Here is a 16,159-nt window from a genome sequence, read left to right as displayed (position 1 = left end):
ACGTGGCCGGTCAGCGCGGTTTGCGCGCACCGGCCCGGGTCGTTAGGGTTGGGGCATGAGACTGCCTGCCGTTGTTGCCGCTTCCGCCCTCCTGCTCAGCCTCGCTGCCTGCTCGCAGCGTTCCGATACGGTCGCCCATGATCTGGCGACCGCACCGGCCGATGCCTTCATGGCCGCCATCGCCGCGCATTGCGGCCAGGCCTTTGAAGGCCGGGTGGTGGAGGACACGCCGGCGCCGACCGGCAAGGACCCGTTCGCCGGGCAGCGCCTGGTCATGCATGTGCGCGGCTGTGCCGATCCTGCCCATGAATTGCGGATTCCCTTCCATGTGGGGGATGACCACTCGCGCACCTGGGTGCTGACCCGCACCGAAAACGGCCTGCGCCTGAAGCACGATCATCGCCATCAGGATGGCAGCGCGGATGCGATCACCCTCTATGGCGGCGACAGCACGCCACCGGGCACCGCCGAGCGCCAGCAGTTCCCGGCCGACTCCGATTCGGTGGCGATGTTCCGTCGTGCCGACATGCTGGCCTCCACGCACAACACCTGGGCGATGGAGATCGACCCCGACCAGACCTTCGTCTACGAGCTGGGCCGCCCGGACGGCCGCCGCTTCCGCGTGAAGTTCGACCTGAGCAAGCCGGTCGATCTGCCGCCGCCGCCGTGGGGTGACGACAAAGCGCCCGCACCGTGATCGCGGGGTCGGATGCCTCCTGTAAAGCGCTCCGCCCCCGGAAAGACCCCCAGTAGATCCGCGCCATGCGTGGAAGCGGGATACCTGGTCGGGTCAGAGCCCCGGCCGCTGGCCAGGGATCCGACCCCGTAACTCAACGCGTACCGAAGCGCGCCCGGCAACCGTTGCTCACCCACACCTGGCCCCGTGCGTAGCCCCAGCTGCGGCCCTCCTGGCAGGCGCTGCCGGACAGCTGCTGCTGCAGCACCGGCCGGCCCTGGCGCTCATCCCAGTCACAGTTCTGCGTGCGGTTGTTGTTGCTGCTGCAGGTGATGGAGTAGTTGCTGTTGCCGCCGCCCCAGCCACCGCCCCCGCCGCCACCCCATCCGCGAGCTTCGGCGAATTCGGCGCGGCAGCCGTTGCTGACCCACACCGCGCCGTTGCGCACTCCCCAGGTACGGCCTTCGTTGCAGGGGCTGCCGGACAGCTGGCGGACCAGGCGGGCATTGCGCCAGCCGACCGGGCAGCTGCGTTCGCGATTGTTCTGGCTCTCACAGCGGATGGTTTCGCCGGGCCGGCCGTTGTTGCCGCCCCAGCCACCGCCGTTGCCGCCGCCCCAGCCACCACGGGCCTCGACGAATTCGGCGCGGCAGCCGTTGGTGACCCAGATGCTGCCATTGCGGCTGCCCCAGGTGCGGCCCTCGTCGCAGGCGCTGCCGGACAGCTGGCGGACCAGCTGCGCATTGCGCCAGCCTGTGTTGCACACGCGTTCTCGGTTGTTCTGGCTCTCGCAACGGATCACCCCGCTTTGCGCGGCGGCCGGGGCGGAGGGCAGGGCGAGCGTGGCGATGGTGCCCAGGCTCAGGGTCACGGCCAGGCGGGCCAGGGACAGCGGATTCATGGCGGCATCCCATACGGTGGCAGGTGCCTGACTATAGGGAGGGGGATGATCAAGCCGGTGTGACTGGCCGGATTTGCCCCGGCCGGGCCTCGGCCGCAGAATACGAGGCTTTCCGGCCCCCATCCGGTGCCGGCGTTCTCCAGCGGAGCTTCCCCCAATGCGTACCCACTTCTGCGGCCTGGTCGACGAGACCCTGATTGGCCAGACTGTCACCCTCGCCGGTTGGACCGACGTGGCCCGTAACCAGGGCGGCGTCTGCTTCATCGATCTCCGCGATCATGAAGGCATCGTGCAGGTGACCGTGGAGGTCGACAACGCCGAAGTGTTCGCCGTGGCGGCTTCGCTGGGCTACGAGGACGTGCTGCAGGTGGAGGGCGTCGTGCGCGCCCGCCACGCGGTGAACGACAAGATGCGCACCGGCAAGGTGGAAGTGATCGCCACTGCCATCACTGTGCTGAACAAGGCTGCGCCCCTGCCGTTCCACGCCCACGAGAACCCGGGCGAGGAAACCCGCCTGAAGTACCGCTACCTGGACCTGCGCCGTCCGGAAATGCAGCGCATGCAGCGCACCCGCATCAAGCTGGTGCAGGCCCTGCGCCGCCACCTGGACGAGAAGGGCTTCCAGGACATCGAGACCCCGATCCTGACCAAGGCCACCCCGGAAGGCGCGCGCGACTTCCTGGTGCCGGCGCGCATGCACCCGGGCGAGTTCTACGCCCTGCCGCAGAGCCCGCAGCTGTTCAAGCAGATCCTGATGGTGGCCGGCTTCGACCGTTACTACCAGATCGCGCGCTGCTTCCGCGACGAAGCGCTGCGTGCCGACCGCCAGCTGGAATTCACCCAGCTGGACATGGAATTCGCCTTCGTGCGCGAGCGCGACGTGCAGGACTTCGTCGAAGACATGATCCGCGCCATCTTCAAGGAAGTGGTCGACATCCAGCTGGATGCCAGCTTCCCGCGCATGACCTGGGCCGAGGCGATGCGTCGCTACGGTTCGGACAAGCCGGACCTGCGCATCGCGCTGGAGCTGGTCGACGTGGCTGAACTGGTCAAGGACAGCGAGTTTGCAGTGTTCACCGGCCCAGCCAACGATGCCGAAGGCCGCGTCGCCGCGCTGCGCATCCCGGGCGGTGCAGCGCTGAGCCGCAAGCAGATCGACGAGTACGCCGCGCACGCTGCCAAGTACGGCGCCAAGGGCCTGGCCTACATCAAGATCGCCGACAACGGCGAGGTCAGCTCGCCGATCCAGAAGTTCTTCAGCGAGGCCTCCTTCGCTGCGCTGGTCGCCCATGTTGGCGCCGGCAACGGCGACATCGTGTTCTTCGGTGCCGGTGGCTACAACAAGGTCTCCGACTTCATGGGCGCGCTGCGCCTGAAGGCCGGCAAGGACTTCGGCCTGGTCGCCGATGGCTGGGCGCCGCTGTGGGTCACCGACTTCCCGATGTTCGAATGGGACGAGGAAGAACAGCGCTACGTCGCGCTGCATCACCCCTTCACCGCACCGGCCGTGGATGACATCGCCGACCTGCGCGCCAACGCCCGTACCGCCGTCTCGCGCGGCTACGACATGGTGCTCAACGGCAATGAAATCGGCGGCGGTTCGATCCGTATCCACCGTCCGGACATGCAGAGCGCAGTGTTCGAGCTGCTCGGCATCGGCGCCGAAGAGGCCCGTGCCAAGTTCGGATTCCTGCTCGACGCGCTGAACTACGGCGCGCCGCCGCACGGTGGCATCGCCTTCGGCATCGACCGCATCGCCGCGCTGATGGCCGGCACCGAGTCGATCCGCGACGTCATCCCGTTCCCGAAGACCACCGGTGCACAGGATCTGATGACCGACGCGCCGTCGCCGATCGTCGACGCGCAGCTGGCCGAAGTGCACATCCAGGTTCGCCCCAAGACCAACTGATCAGGAGATCCAGGCAATGACCGAGTTTGCGTTTTCGCTGGAGTGGGAAAAGCTGGGCAATGAAGGCTCCGAGGCCAACCTGGTCACCGAGCGTGCACGTGTGTTCGGTGGTTGGCTGGTCCGCGTCGGTACCAACCCGGCGGCAATGGCCCTGACCTTCGTCGCCGACGGCGAAGGCCGTTGGGACGGTGAAGACTTCGGCGTCGAGGATTACGAGGACGACGAAGAGGAAGAGTACGACGAGGACGAGGAAGGCGAGGAAGAAGACGACGAGGACGAAGAAGAGTACGAGGAAGAGGACGAGGAAGAAGAAGCGGAGTCGCCTGAAAAGGCTTGACCCCGCTTCGCCCTGGCGTCAACTTCCTGCATGTATTCGATCCGCCGCGCCACTGTGGACGATGCGCCGACCCTGTCGGCGCTGGCCGCCCGCACATTCACCGAAACCTTCGGCCATCTGTACCCGCCGCAGGACCTGCAGGCCTTCCTGGAGGAGGCCTACACGGTCGAGCGCCAGCGCGTGATCCTGGCCCACCCCGATTACGCGGTGTGGCTGCTGGAACTGGATGGGGAAGCGGTCGGCCATGCCGCCGCCGGCCCCTGTGGCCTGCCGCATCCGGATGTGAAACCCGGTGACGGCGAACTCAAGCGCCTGTACCTGATCAAGACGCAGCAGAGCTGCGGCTGGGGTAGCCGCCTGCTGGAAACCGCGCTGGCCTGGCTGGAGCGCGAAGGCCCGCGCACGCTGTGGCTGGGCGTGTGGTCGGAGAACTTCGGCGCGCAACGCTTCTACGCCCGCTATGGTTTCGAGAAGGCCGGCGAGTACCTGTTCCCGGTTGGCGATACCAACGATCTTGAATTCATCCTGCGCCGCGCACCGCGCGCGGCCTGACATTCACCGCCGCTTGCTGCGCGCGCGTGTTCAATCACCTCACGTTCCTGCCCCGCTGACCGCCAGGCTGTTTGCATGACTCCCCCCGTATTGCTGCTGCATGGCATCTGGAATGCCCGCGCCTGGGTCGGGCCGCTGGCCTGGCGCCTGCGCGCGCGTGGTTTCCAGGTGCATGCGTTCGGTTACTCCTCGGTGTTCGGTGGTCCCGACGTGGCGGTGCCCCAGCTGCTGGAACGGTTGGCCGACGCCGGGCCGTTGTCGCTGGTCGGCCACAGCCTGGGCGGGTTGCTGGCGCTGGAAGCGCTGCGGCGCAATCCGCAGCTGCCGGTGCAGCGGGTGGTCTGCCTGGGTTCACCGCTGCGCGGCAGTGGCACCGCACGCTCGTTGTCCGAGCACGGCTGGGGCCTGGCGCTGGGACGCAGCAGCGAGCTGCTGCTCGATGGCCTGCCGGACTGGCAGGGCAGGGCCGAGGTTGGCCTGATTGCCGGCTCGGTGCCGCACGGGCTGGGCAGCCTGCTGGGTGCCATCGACGATGCCTCCGATGGCACCGTGGCACTGGCCGAGACCCGGCTGCCGGGCCTGGCCGACCATTGCGTGGTCCGCACCAGCCACAGCGGCCTGGTGGTGTCGCCCGACGCCGCGCGGCAGACCGCGCATTTCCTGCGTCATGGCAAGTTCGACCACAGCCGCGACGCGGCGGCGGCATAGGGGCGGGAAGGCAGGGCCGCCCTGTAGAGCCGAGTCCATGCTCGGCTGCATTCCGTCGGGCCCATTGAGCCGAGCATTGGCTCGGCTCTACAACAATACGGGCCTAGACACGGTTGCAGCGCCCGATCAGGTAGAATCCGCGCCTTGATCCTGAAGCAGCCAGACGGTAGCACCCATGGGTAGAGGCCCCTCCATCGAAGCCCGCAAGAACGCGTCCGACGCGAAGCGCGGCAAGATTTTCACCAAGATCATCCGCGAGATCGGCGTTGCCGCGCGCGGCGGTGGAGGCGACCCCAACAACAATCCGCGCCTGCGCGTGGCCGTGGACAAAGGCCTGGCCGTGAACATGTCCAAGGACGTGATCGAGCGTGCCATCAAGAAGGCGACCGGTGAGCTGGAAGGCGTCGACTACGAGGAAGTCCGCTACGAGGGCTACGCCCCGGGTGGCGTGGCCGTGATCGTCGACTGCCTGACCGACAATCGCGTGCGCACTGTGGCCGACGTCCGCCATGCGTTCAGCAAGTGCGGTGGCAACATGGGCACCGAGGGCTCGGTGGCCTTCATGTTCAAGCGCCTGGGCGTGCTCAGCTTCGCCGCAGGGGCCGACGAGGAAGCCATCACCGAAGCGGCCATTGAGGCCGGTGCCGATGACATCGTGGTCTACCCCGATGACGGCTCGATCGATGTGGTCACCAGCCCTGACGCGTTCAACGCGGTGAAGGATGCGATGGCCGCCGCCGGCCATGTCGCCGACCACGCCGAGATCACCTTCCGCGCGGACAACGACATCAAGGTTGAAGGCGACGTCGCCCTGCAGGTCAAGAAGCTGCTGGACATGCTCGAAGACCTGGACGACGTGCAGGACGTGTATTCCAACGCCGAACTCGGCGCCGACGCCTACGCCTGAGCCGTCTTCGACGGCCTGGGCGCGGGCCGTTGAACGGTCACCGCGGACAGTCATGAGCCCCTACGCCTGCCAGCGCATCCCGTTCCGCCCCGCCAGGAGTGCAGCATGACCCGCATCCTCGGCATCGACCCCGGTTCGCAGCGGACCGGGGTCGGCATCATCGATGTCGATGCCGCCGGCCGCGTCACCTACGTGCACCACCAGCCATTGGTGCTGCTGGGCGCCGACGACTTCCCGCAGCGCATGAAGCTGCTGGTGCTGGGCCTGGCCGACCTGTGCCGCGAGTACCAGCCGCAGGAAGTGGCCATTGAAAAGGTGTTCATGGCCCGCAATCCCGATTCGGCGCTGAAGCTGGGCCAGGCCCGGGGCGCGGCGATCTCGGCCGTGGTGCTGCGCGACCTGCCGGTGCACGAATACGCCGCCAGCGAGATCAAGCTCGCCGTGGTTGGCCGTGGTGGCGCCGAAAAGCAACAGGTTCAACACATGGTCGGGCTCATGCTCAACCTGAAAACCAAGCTGCAGGCCGACGCGGCCGACGCGTTGGCGGTGGCGATCACCCATGCCCACGTACGGGCAACGGCCAACCGCCTGGGGCTCAGTGCCCGCCAGGCGTGGGGCCGCAAATGAGGAGCTGCACGCAATGATCGGTCGACTGCGCGGCATCGTCGCCTACAAGGCGCCGCCGTGGCTGGTGGTGGACGTGAACGGGGTGGGCTACGAACTGGAGGCGCCGATGAGCACCTTCTACGACCTGCCCGAGCTCGGCCGCGAGGTCACGCTGTACACCCACTACGCGCAGAAGGAAGACAGCGTTTCGCTGTACGGCTTCCTGCGCGAGGGGGAGCGGCGCCTGTTCCGCGACGTGCAGAAGGTCAGTGGCATTGGCGCGAAGATCGCGCTGGCGGTGCTGTCCGGCGTTTCCGTCGAGGAGTTCGCGCGCATGGTCCAGGCCGGTGACATCACCGCGCTGACCCGCATTCCCGGCATCGGCAAGAAGACTGCCGAGCGCATGGTGCTGGAACTGCGTGACCGTGCCGCCCAGTTCGGTGCCGGCGGCGCGCTGCCCACCGGCAGCGGCCCGGCCCCGGCCGACCCGCTGTCCGATGCCACCGTGGCCCTGCAGCAGCTGGGCTACAAGCCGGCCGAAGCGGCACGCATGGCCCGCGACGCCTTCAACGAAGGCGACGAAGTGGCCACCGTGATCCGCAAGGCGCTGCAGTCGGCGCTGCGCTGAGCCGCGTCCCTTTCCTTCAACGAACCGCCTGAGCGTCGCCAGGAGTCCCATGTCCAGCAGTCAAACCCCGCACGCAGCTGCCCCCGGCAGCCACGGTCACGCCCCTCCAGCAGGAGGCATGGCGCTGATCATCGGTGCGATCGGCGTGGTGTTCGGCGATATCGGTACCAGCCCGCTGTACACGCTGAAGGAGGCGTTCTCGCCACACTACGGGCTCAACAGCGACCACGACACCGTGCTGGGCGTGCTGTCGCTGGCGTTCTGGGCGCTGAACATCGTGGTCACGCTGAAGTACGTGACCATCATCATGCGCGCCGACAACGACGGCGAGGGCGGCATCATGGCGCTGATGGCGTTGACCCAGCGCACGCTGCGCAACGGCTCGCGCTCGGCCTACGTGGTCGGCATCCTCGGCATTTTCGGTGCCTCGCTGTTCTTCGGCGACGGCGTGATCACCCCGGCGATATCGGTGCTGGGTGCGGTGGAGGGCCTGGAGGTGGCCGCGCCGGGCCTGCATGCCTTCATCGTGCCGATCACGGTGGTGGTGCTGTTGATGGTGTTTGCGGCGCAGCGCTTCGGTACCGAGAAGATCGGCAAGGCCTTCGGCCCCATCACCTCGGTCTGGTTCATCTCGCTGGCGGCGATCGGCATCTACAACATCGTCGATGCGCCGGAAGTGCTCAAGGCGTTCAACCCCTGGTGGGCGATCCGCTTCTTCATGGAGCACAGCTGGCATGGGATCTTCATCCTCGGCGCAGTGGTGCTGGCGGTGACCGGTGGCGAGGCGCTTTACGCCGACATGGGCCACTTCGGCGCCAAACCGATCCGCCACGCCTGGTATTTCTTCGTGCTGCCGTGCCTGGTGCTGAACTACCTGGGGCAGGGCGCACTGGTGCTCAACCACCCCGAGGCGCTGAAAAACCCGTTCTTCGAGGCGGTGCCGCCGTGGGCGCTGTACCCGATGATCATCCTGGCCACCATGGCGGCGGTGATTGCCTCGCAGTCGGTCATCACCGGTGCGTTCTCGGTCTCGCGCCAGGCGATGCAGCTGGGTTACATCCCGCGCATGCGCATCAAGCACACCTCGCACGACACCATCGGCCAGATCTACATCCCAGGCATCAACTGGGGCATCGCGGTAATGGTGATCGGCCTGGTGCTGGCCTTCCGCAGCTCGTCCAACCTGGCAGTGGCCTACGGCATCTCGGTGTCGGCCACCATGCTGATCGACACCCTGCTGCTGGCCCTGGTGGCCCGGTCGCTGTGGCCGAAGGCGCGCAAGTGGATCCTGCCGCTGTGCGTGGTGTTCTTCATCATCGACCTCGGCTTCGTCATCGCCAATGGTGCCAAGCTGCTTCAGGGCGCCTGGTTCCCGGTGGTACTGGGCATCTTCCTGTTCACCATGATGCGGACCTGGCGCCGTGGCCGCGAGCTGCTGCGCGATGAGATCCGCAAGGACGGCATCCGCCTCGATACCTTCCTGCCTGGGCTGATGCTGGCACCGCCGGTGCGCGTGCCGGGCACTGCAGTGTTCCTCACCGCCGACCCGACCGTGGCCCCGCATGCGCTGATGCACAACCTCAAGCACAACAAGGTGCTGCACGAGCGCAACGTGTTCCTGCACGTGGAGACCCTGCCGATCCCGTATGCGATGGAAGGGCAGCGGCTGAAGATCGAATCGGTGGGCGACGAGTTCTACCGCGTCTACGTGCGCTTCGGCTTCATGGAGACCCCGGACGTGCCACTGGCGCTGATGCGCTCGTGCGACCACGGTGGCATCTACTTCGACCCGATGGACACCACCTTCTTCGCCAGCCGCGAAACCATCGTGGCCACCGCCAACCGCGGCATGCCGATCTGGCGCGACAAGCTGTTCGCGCTGATGCACCGGAACGCCGCGCCGGCCACGGGCTTCTTCCGCATTCCCGGCAACCGCCTGGTCGAACTCGGGGCCCAGGTCGAGATCTGAGGTCTGGTAGTGCCGGCCGCTGGCCGGCATCCGCCGCACCACCGGTGTTCATGGGGTTGCCGGCCAGCGGCCGGCACTACCGTGCTTCCGGCCCCGGAATGCAACCATTTACCGCATAATCACGGTATGACCGACGACCGCATCATCGGCGCCGGCGCCACCCGCGAGGATGACGCCGCCGACGCCAGCATCCGCCCCAAGCGCCTGGCCGACTATCTCGGCCAGGCCCCGGTGCGCGAGCAGATGGAGATCTACATCGAAGCGGCCAAGGGGCGTGGCGACGCGCTCGACCACGTGCTGATCTTCGGGCCGCCCGGCCTGGGCAAGACCACGCTCAGCCACGTCATCGCCAACGAACTGGGCGTGGCCCTGCGGGTGACCTCCGGCCCGGTGATCGAGAAGGCCGGCGACCTCGCCGCACTGCTGACCAACCTGCAGCCGCACGACGTGCTGTTCGTGGACGAGATCCACCGCCTGTCGCCAGTGGTCGAGGAAGTGCTGTACCCGGCGATGGAAGACTTCCAGATCGACATCATGATCGGTGAGGGCCCCGCGGCCCGTTCGATCAAGATCGACCTGCCGCCGTTCACCCTGATCGGTGCCACCACCCGCGCCGGCCTGCTGACCGCGCCGCTGCGCGACCGCTTCGGCATCGTCCAGCGGCTGGAGTTCTACAGCGTCGAAGAGCTGACCCGGATCGTGCGCCGCTCGGCCACCATCCTCGGCATCGACTGCACCGCCGATGGCGCCGGCGAGATCGCGCGCCGCGCGCGCGGCACCCCGCGTATCGCCAACCGCCTGCTGCGCCGCGTGCGCGATTATGCGCAGGTGAAGGCGGGCGGCCACATCGACGAGGCCGTGGCACAGGCCGCGATGAAAATGCTCAAGGTTGATCCGGAGGGCTTCGACGAGCTCGACCGGCGCCTGCTCAAGACCCTGGTCGACTACTTCGACGGCGGCCCGGTCGGCATCGAATCGCTGGCCGCGGCGCTGTCCGAAGAGCGCGGCACGCTGGAAGACGTGGTCGAGCCGTACCTGATCCAGCAGGGCTTCCTGGTGCGCACCGCGCGCGGCCGCATGGCCACCCACAAGGCCTACCGGCACATGGGCCTGAAGCCGAAGAACCCGCCGCAGGACCTGTTCGCGGAGGTTCCCGATGTCGGTTGAGCCACTATTCAGTTGGCCGACACGCATTTACTGGGAAGATACCGACGCAGGCGGCGTGGTCTACCACGCCCGCTACGTCGCCTTCATGGAACGGGCACGGACCGAATGGATGCGTGCGCTCGGCTACGGCCAGGAGCGCATGCGCGCCGAGCACGGGATGGTCTTCGCAGTGCGTTCGATGCAGATGGATTTCATCAGGCCGGCACGGCTGGATGACACCCTGCAGGTGAGCGCCCGCTTGGTCCAGCTGAAGAAGGCCAGCATGGTCTTCGACCAGCAGATCCTGCGCGACGGCGAGCTGCTGCTGTCGGCCCAGGTCCGCATCGCCGCACTGGAAGCGGCCAGTTTCCGCCCGCGTGGCATGGACGAGGCCGTCCTTGCCATGCTGCAACCCCACCTCCACCCCGAATCCGAACACTGAGGAACAACGGATGATCGCAACGCTCCTGGCCCTGCAGGCCACGGTCACCGAGGCACTGCCGGCCGACGTCAGCAACGCCGCGACACAGACCCTTGCCCAGGCCACCACCGGCGGCGGCATCAACTACCTCGAGCTGATGGCCAAGGCCAGCCTGCCGGTGAAGATCATCGTGCTGCTGCTGCTGGTCGGCTCGTTCGTCAGCTGGGTGATCATTTTCCGCAAGGCCCGCGTGTTCAAGCAGGCCACCCGCGAAGCCGACGAGTTCGAGAACCGCTTCTGGTCCGGCGCCGACCTGGGCAAGCTGTACAGCGCCGCCACCGACCGCAGCCGCAGCGTGACCGGCCTGGAAGCCATCTTCGAAGCCGGTTTCCGCGAGTACACCCGCCTGCGCGACAAGCGCCGCCTGGATGGCCGTGCGCAGCTGGAAGGCGCGCAGCGTGCCATGCGCACCACCTACACCCGCGAAGTGGACCAGCTTGAGCGCAACCTGGAACTGCTGGCCAACATCGGTTCGACTGCCCCGTACGTGGGCCTGGTCGGTACCGTGTTCGGCATCATGGTGACCATGCACGACATGATCAGCAGCGGTGCGCAGGCCGGTATCGCCGCCGTCGCGCCAGGTATCTCCGAAGCCCTGTTCGCCACCGCCATCGGCCTGTTCGTGGCGATCCCGGCGGTGTGGGCCTACAACCGCTTCACCACCCGCGTGGAGCGCATGTCGGTGCGGTTCGAGACCTTCGCCGAAGAGTTCAGCTCCATCCTGCAGCGCCAGAGCGCTGGCGACGAGTAAGCGCCTGACCCGGGAGTCCAAGCCATGTCCGCTGCCATCGGTCGCCGCAAGCGCCGCAAGCTGAAATCGGAAATCAACGTCGTTCCCTACATCGACGTCATGCTGGTGCTGCTGATCATCTTCATGGTCACCGCGCCGCTGCTCACCCTGAGCTTCGACGTCGACCTGCCGCAATCCAACGCCAAGGCGCTGGAAAGCAAGCAGGACCCGGTGATCGTCTCGGTGCGCCAGGACGGCCAGCTCAGCCTGAAGCTGCCCGACGCCAAGGAGCCGACCGCCGTGTCGGCCGAGGAACTGGAAGGCCGCCTGGCCGGCATCGCCGCCCAGGACAAGGGCGTGCGCGTGATTGTCGCCGCCGACCGTACCGTGGCCTATGAAAAGGTCATCGCCGCGATGGATGTGATCAAGCGCGCCAAGGTAGACAAGGTAGGCCTGGCCACCGATGCACGCTGACGCCCTGCCACCTCCACAGCAGCGCGAGCCCGGCTGGGGCCTGCCCCTGGCGCTGGCGTTGCTGGTGCACCTGCTGGTCGCGCTGGTCTTCATCGTGGCCTGGTTCTGGTCGCCCGAGCGCAACACCGACGCCGCCGCCGGTGATCCGTCGGTGGAGGCCAGCCTGGCGCTGTCCGCGTCCGAGGCGTCCGCCGCCCGCCAGGCCCTGCGTCAGTCCGAAAAGCTGGAGGACCTGCCGCCGCCGGTGGCCGAGCCGATCCCGGTGCCGGAAGACACCGTTCCGCCGCCGCAGCCGATTCCCGAGCCGCGCCCACAGGACGCCCCCACGCCGCAGCAGCAACAGGCGCAGGAGCGCGTCGCGCAGCCGGATACCAAGGACCAGGAAGCAGTGAGCGCGCTGGCCATCTCGCAGGAGAAGGCGAAACAGGAACAGGAAGCCAAGCGCCGCCAGGAACAGATCGACCTGACCGAACGCAAGCGCCAGGAAGAAGCGGAACAGAAGCTGCGCCTGGCCAAGCAGCAGGAAGAAGACGCGAAGAAGAAGCTGGCCGATCAGGCGCGCCAGGCCGCGGACAAGGCCGAGGCCGAGAAGCAGAAGAAGATCGCCGAGATCCGTGCCCGCCGTGAACAGGCCGAAAAGGAAGCCAAGCTGGCCGAGCAGAAGCTGCGCCAGGTCGCCGCCGCGCGCAATGCCGCGGGCAGTGCCGCCGCCGGAGCCAGCGGTGCGTCCCAGCCGGCCGCCGGTGGCGGTGGCAACAGCGATGATCTTTCGGCCAAGTACGCCGCGGCGATCCAGGCCAAGGTGCTGTCGCAGTGGGTGCGCCCGGATACGGTGCCGCTGGGCCAGCGCTGCCAGATCACCATCACCCAGATTCCGGGTGGCACGGTGATGCAGGCCAAGGTCAGCCCGAACTGCCCCTACGACGAGGCCGGCAAGCGTTCGATCGAGGCCGCCGTGCTCAACGCGCAGCCCCTGCCGTACCGTGGCTTCGAGTCCGTGTTCGCACGCACGCTCAACTTCACCTTTACCGCCCAGGATCGCTGAGGCGGGCAGGGCAGGGGGGCTCGGGCCACTCCTGCCCACGGTTGTCGCGCTTGCCTCTGGTGTGCTCGGTTTCGACCGGGCAGGCTGTGGGCTGCTGTCGAACGCCGTCCTCCGGGGCGGCGTGACCAGGGCAGACGGTGCGATGTTAGCCACGACGTTAACGGTGCGTGAGAAGACGGGCTGGAACTGACCCGGAATTCACGTACCCTTGGTTCATGATTGCGAAGCGGTTCACTCCCGCTTTGTTATCCCTCGTTCCGGTTTCCCCTTATTGAGCGCTCCATGAAAAAGATGCCTCGCTGGCTTGCCGTGTTTGCGGCCCTGTTGCTGCCCTTTGCTGCCGTCGCGCAGCAGAAGGGGCTGGATATCGACATCATCGGCGGCAATGCCTCCGCGCTGCCGATCACCATCGTGCCGATGCCCTATCAGGGTTCGTCGGCCGCTCCGCAGACCGACGTCGCCGGCGTGGTCCGTGCCGACCTGGAGCGTTCGGGCCAGTTCCGCACGCTGCCGGAAGCGCAGATCGTCGAGAAGCCCGTGCGGGGAGGGGATATCCAGTTCGCGACCTGGCGCGCGCTGAAGCAGAACTACATCGTGGTCGGCCGCGTGCTTGATGCCGGTGCCGGTGCCTACCGCGTCGAGTACGAACTGTTCGACGTGCCCAAGGGCGAGCGCCTGCTGGGCCTGGCGATGACCGCCCGTGGCAATGCCATGCGCGACGTTGCCCACCAGATGGCCGACGCCATCTACGAAAAGATCACCGGCGTGCGCGGCGCCTTCTGGACCCGCATCGCCTACGTGACCGCCAGTGGCAAGGGCGACGCCATGCGCTACGCGCTGATGGTGGCCGATTCCGATGGCTTCAACCCGCAGACCATCGTGCGCTCGGCCGAGCCGCTGCTGTCGCCGTCGTGGAGTCCGGATGGCAGCAAGCTGGCCTACGTCAGCTTCGAGCGTGGCAATTCGGCCATCTACATCCAGAACATCGGTACCGGTGCGCGCGAGCTGGTCACCAGCTTCCGCGGCATCAACAGCGCCCCGGCGTTCTCGCCGGACGGCCGCAAGCTGGCCCTGACCCTGTCGCGCTCCGGTAACCCGGAAATCTACGTGATGGACCTGGGCAGCAAGCAGCTGACCCAGCTGACCAACCACTTCGCCATCGATACCGAGCCGACCTGGGCACCGGACGGCAGCGCGGTGTACTTCACCTCCGATCGCGGCGGCCGTCCGCAGGTCTACAAGGTCGGTGCCGGCGGCGGCAGCGCCGAGCGCGTGACCTTCCAGGGCAACTACAATGCCAAGCCGTCGGTGTCCTACGATGGCAAGAAGATCGCCGTCGCCCAGGGCTCGGGCAACAGCTACAAGATCGCGATGATGGACAGCTCGCTGGGCTCGCCGCGCTGGAGCACGCTGTCCCCGGGTTCGCTGGATGAATCGCCGAGCTTTGCGCCCAACGCAAGCATGGTGCTGTACGCCGCCCGCGAAGGTGGCCGTGGTGTGTTGTATGCCGTTTCGGCCGATGCGCGGGTTCGCCAGCGCCTGGTCCTGGCTGACGGTGATGTGCGCGAACCGGCATGGTCCCCATACCGTACCCAGCGCTAAAAGAGTGTTAATATTTTCGTTGTCTTGAACCCCTCATCGGCTTAGGAGCCACAAAGGTATCGCCATGAACAAGTCCACCCGCGTTCTGCTTGTTTCCCTGCTGTCTGTGGCCGTCCTGGCCGGTTGCTCGAAGAAGGTGAAGGAAGAGCCGGCAGCCCCGGTCGACACCGGCACCTCGACCACCACCCCGACCGGTCCGTCGACCTCCGGCCTGTACGGCCCGGGCGACCTGGACACCGACGCCTGCCTGCGCCAGCGCGTTGTCTACTTCGACCTGGACAAGGAAGACGTGAAGCCGGAATTCCAGGCCATCATGGCGTGCCACGCCAAGTACCTGCGTGACCGTCCGTCCTCGCGCATCACCCTGCAGGGCCACACCGACGAGCGCGGTTCGCGCGCGTACAACCAGGCCCTGGGCGAGCGTCGTGGCAACGGCGTCAGCTCGGCCCTGCAGGCCAACGGTGGTTCGGCTTCGCAGCTGACCGTCGTGTCCTACGGTGAAGAGCGTCCGGTCTGCACCGAGTCGAACGAGTCGTGCTGGTCGCAGAACCGTCGCGTCGAAATCGTCTACACCGCGCAGTAATCCATGCGCATTGGCATCAAACTGATGCTGGTCGTTGCGGCAGCCCTCGTGGCTGCCGCACCGGCGCACGCACAGCGACAGAGCCTGGCTGACCGTGTCGGCGCGCTCGAGCAGCAGATGTACAACAACAGTGCCAACCAGGACCTGTTGAACCAGATCAATCAGCTGCGGCAGCAGGTCACCAGCCTGCAGGCCTCGATCGAGCAGTTGCAGCATGACAACGCCCAGCTCAAGCAGTCCGCCCAGGACCAGTACCTGGATCTGGACAGCCGCCTGAACCGGTTGGAAGGGGGCAACGCCGCCCCGGCCCTGCCGCCCGTTCCGGCGAGCGCGCCGAAGGCCGCACCGGCCCCGGCAAAACCCGCAGCGGCGGCCACTTCCGAGCGGCCGCCTTCCGTCCATGGTGATGCTGGCAGCCTTGCCGCCACCGGCGACGAGCGCACCTCCTACAACGTTGCCTTCGATGCGTTGAAGGCCGGCAGGTACGACGATTCGGCGCAGCTGTTCCTGAGCTTCCTGGAGTTGTACCCGAACGGCGTCTACGCGCCGAACGCGCTGTACTGGCTGGGCGAGAGCTACTACGCCACCCGCAATTTCCCGATGGCCGAGGCCCAGTTCCGAGAGCTGCTCTCGCGCTATCCGACCCACGACAAGGCCGCGGGCGGCCTGCTCAAGATCGGCCTGTCGCAGTACGGCGAGGGAAAGGTCGACCAGGCCCAGCAGACGCTGGAGACCGTCGTGGCGCAGTACCCCGGCTCGGACGCCGCGCGCACCGCGCAGGACCGTCTGCAGTCCATCCGCCTGGGCAAGCAGATCCGCTGACCGGGCGTACAATACGCACCGTGGCGCTGGGCTGATGCCCGGCAGCCTCCTGTAGAGCCGAGCCCATGCTCGGCTGCTTTCGT

18 protein-coding genes are annotated in these 16,159 nt (G+C 67.1%); 17 read left to right on the top strand and 1 reads right to left on the bottom strand.

The genetic code is table 11. The features are described 5' to 3' along the window. Nucleotides 1-55: 55 nt before the first annotated feature. The gene (locus DL544_RS16220; RefSeq protein WP_053501011.1) at nucleotides 56-697 is read left to right on the top strand and encodes a hypothetical protein; all 642 of its coding nucleotides are present in this window, start codon (nucleotides 56-58) and stop codon (nucleotides 695-697) included. 133 nt (nucleotides 698-830) lie between these two features. Here DL544_RS16220 and DL544_RS16215 read toward each other — a convergent pair whose 3' ends face one another. Then, a complete protein-coding gene (locus tag DL544_RS16215; protein ID WP_139727533.1) occupies nucleotides 831-1,577 on the bottom strand; it encodes a DUF3011 domain-containing protein in 747 nt (248 codons plus the stop codon). Between the two features lie 157 nt (nucleotides 1,578-1,734). Between DL544_RS16215 and aspS the strand changes: the two genes are divergently transcribed. The 16 genes from aspS (at nucleotide 1,735) to ybgF (ending at nucleotide 16,076) form a co-directional block, all read left to right on the top strand. Continuing rightward, on the top strand, nucleotides 1,735-3,486 hold the full coding sequence (aspS, locus tag DL544_RS16210; protein WP_065196678.1) for an aspartate--tRNA ligase: 1,752 nt from the start codon (nucleotides 1,735-1,737) through the stop codon (nucleotides 3,484-3,486). A gap of 16 nt (nucleotides 3,487-3,502) precedes the next feature. Then, nucleotides 3,503-3,823, top strand: coding sequence for a hypothetical protein (locus DL544_RS21335; RefSeq protein WP_005418522.1), 321 nt, complete (start codon nucleotides 3,503-3,505; stop codon nucleotides 3,821-3,823). Nucleotides 3,824-3,853: 30 nt separating this feature from the next. Then, nucleotides 3,854-4,375 (top strand): GNAT family N-acetyltransferase, encoded by a 522-nt coding sequence (locus DL544_RS16205; RefSeq protein WP_049415346.1) that lies wholly within the window; start codon nucleotides 3,854-3,856, stop codon nucleotides 4,373-4,375. A gap of 75 nt (nucleotides 4,376-4,450) precedes the next feature. Next, nucleotides 4,451-5,083 carry an esterase/lipase family protein gene (locus tag DL544_RS16200; protein ID WP_032954421.1) on the top strand — a complete coding sequence of 211 codons (633 nt, stop codon included), beginning with the start codon at nucleotides 4,451-4,453 and terminating at the stop codon, nucleotides 5,081-5,083. 175 nt (nucleotides 5,084-5,258) lie between these two features. After that, nucleotides 5,259-5,990 (top strand): YebC/PmpR family DNA-binding transcriptional regulator, encoded by a 732-nt coding sequence (locus tag DL544_RS16195; RefSeq protein ID WP_005418519.1) that lies wholly within the window; start codon nucleotides 5,259-5,261, stop codon nucleotides 5,988-5,990. 105 nt (nucleotides 5,991-6,095) lie between these two features. After that, a complete protein-coding gene (gene ruvC, locus DL544_RS16190) occupies nucleotides 6,096-6,617 on the top strand; it encodes a crossover junction endodeoxyribonuclease RuvC (protein ID WP_005418518.1) in 522 nt (173 codons plus the stop codon). A 13-nt stretch (nucleotides 6,618-6,630) separates the two neighbouring features. Next, on the top strand, nucleotides 6,631-7,224 hold the full coding sequence (gene ruvA, locus DL544_RS16185; RefSeq protein ID WP_005418517.1) for a Holliday junction branch migration protein RuvA: 594 nt from the start codon (nucleotides 6,631-6,633) through the stop codon (nucleotides 7,222-7,224). Nucleotides 7,225-7,273: 49 nt separating this feature from the next. Continuing rightward, a complete protein-coding gene (locus tag DL544_RS16180) occupies nucleotides 7,274-9,193 on the top strand; it encodes a potassium transporter Kup (RefSeq protein ID WP_032954420.1) in 1,920 nt (639 codons plus the stop codon). 126 nt (nucleotides 9,194-9,319) lie between these two features. Then, nucleotides 9,320-10,360 carry a Holliday junction branch migration DNA helicase RuvB gene (ruvB, locus tag DL544_RS16175; protein ID WP_005418515.1) on the top strand — a complete coding sequence of 347 codons (1,041 nt, stop codon included), beginning with the start codon at nucleotides 9,320-9,322 and terminating at the stop codon, nucleotides 10,358-10,360. Next, complete coding sequence (ybgC, locus tag DL544_RS16170) at nucleotides 10,350-10,781, top strand: tol-pal system-associated acyl-CoA thioesterase (RefSeq protein ID WP_005418514.1); 432 nt, start codon at nucleotides 10,350-10,352, stop codon at nucleotides 10,779-10,781. Before ruvB ends, ybgC begins: the two co-directional genes overlap by 11 nt. A 10-nt stretch (nucleotides 10,782-10,791) precedes the next feature. Then, nucleotides 10,792-11,571, top strand: a complete 780-nt coding sequence (gene tolQ, locus DL544_RS16165) for a protein TolQ (RefSeq protein WP_005410752.1) — start codon at nucleotides 10,792-10,794, stop codon at nucleotides 11,569-11,571. 24 nt (nucleotides 11,572-11,595) lie between these two features. Continuing rightward, nucleotides 11,596-12,024: a protein TolR gene (tolR, locus tag DL544_RS16160; protein ID WP_065196677.1), complete on the top strand. Its 429-nt coding sequence runs from the start codon at nucleotides 11,596-11,598 to the stop codon at nucleotides 12,022-12,024. Then, nucleotides 12,014-13,069, top strand: coding sequence for a cell envelope integrity protein TolA (gene tolA, locus DL544_RS16155; RefSeq protein ID WP_005418512.1), 1,056 nt, complete (start codon nucleotides 12,014-12,016; stop codon nucleotides 13,067-13,069). The genes tolR and tolA overlap by 11 nt, the downstream gene beginning before the upstream one ends. A 282-nt stretch (nucleotides 13,070-13,351) precedes the next feature. Further along, nucleotides 13,352-14,671, top strand: a complete 1,320-nt coding sequence (tolB, locus tag DL544_RS16150) for a Tol-Pal system beta propeller repeat protein TolB (RefSeq protein ID WP_005418511.1) — start codon at nucleotides 13,352-13,354, stop codon at nucleotides 14,669-14,671. 64 nt (nucleotides 14,672-14,735) lie between these two features. Further along, nucleotides 14,736-15,254, top strand: a complete 519-nt coding sequence (gene pal, locus DL544_RS16145) for a peptidoglycan-associated lipoprotein Pal (protein WP_005418510.1) — start codon at nucleotides 14,736-14,738, stop codon at nucleotides 15,252-15,254. 3 nt (nucleotides 15,255-15,257) lie between these two features. Next, a complete protein-coding gene (gene ybgF, locus DL544_RS16140) occupies nucleotides 15,258-16,076 on the top strand; it encodes a tol-pal system protein YbgF (RefSeq protein ID WP_005418509.1) in 819 nt (272 codons plus the stop codon). Nucleotides 16,077-16,159 lie beyond the last annotated feature (83 nt).

Source organism: Stenotrophomonas sp. pho (assembly GCF_006228405.1).
Taxonomy (GTDB): Bacteria; Pseudomonadota; Gammaproteobacteria; order Xanthomonadales; family Xanthomonadaceae; genus Stenotrophomonas; species Stenotrophomonas sepilia.
This window is presented reverse-complemented; position numbering and strand designations above follow the sequence as displayed.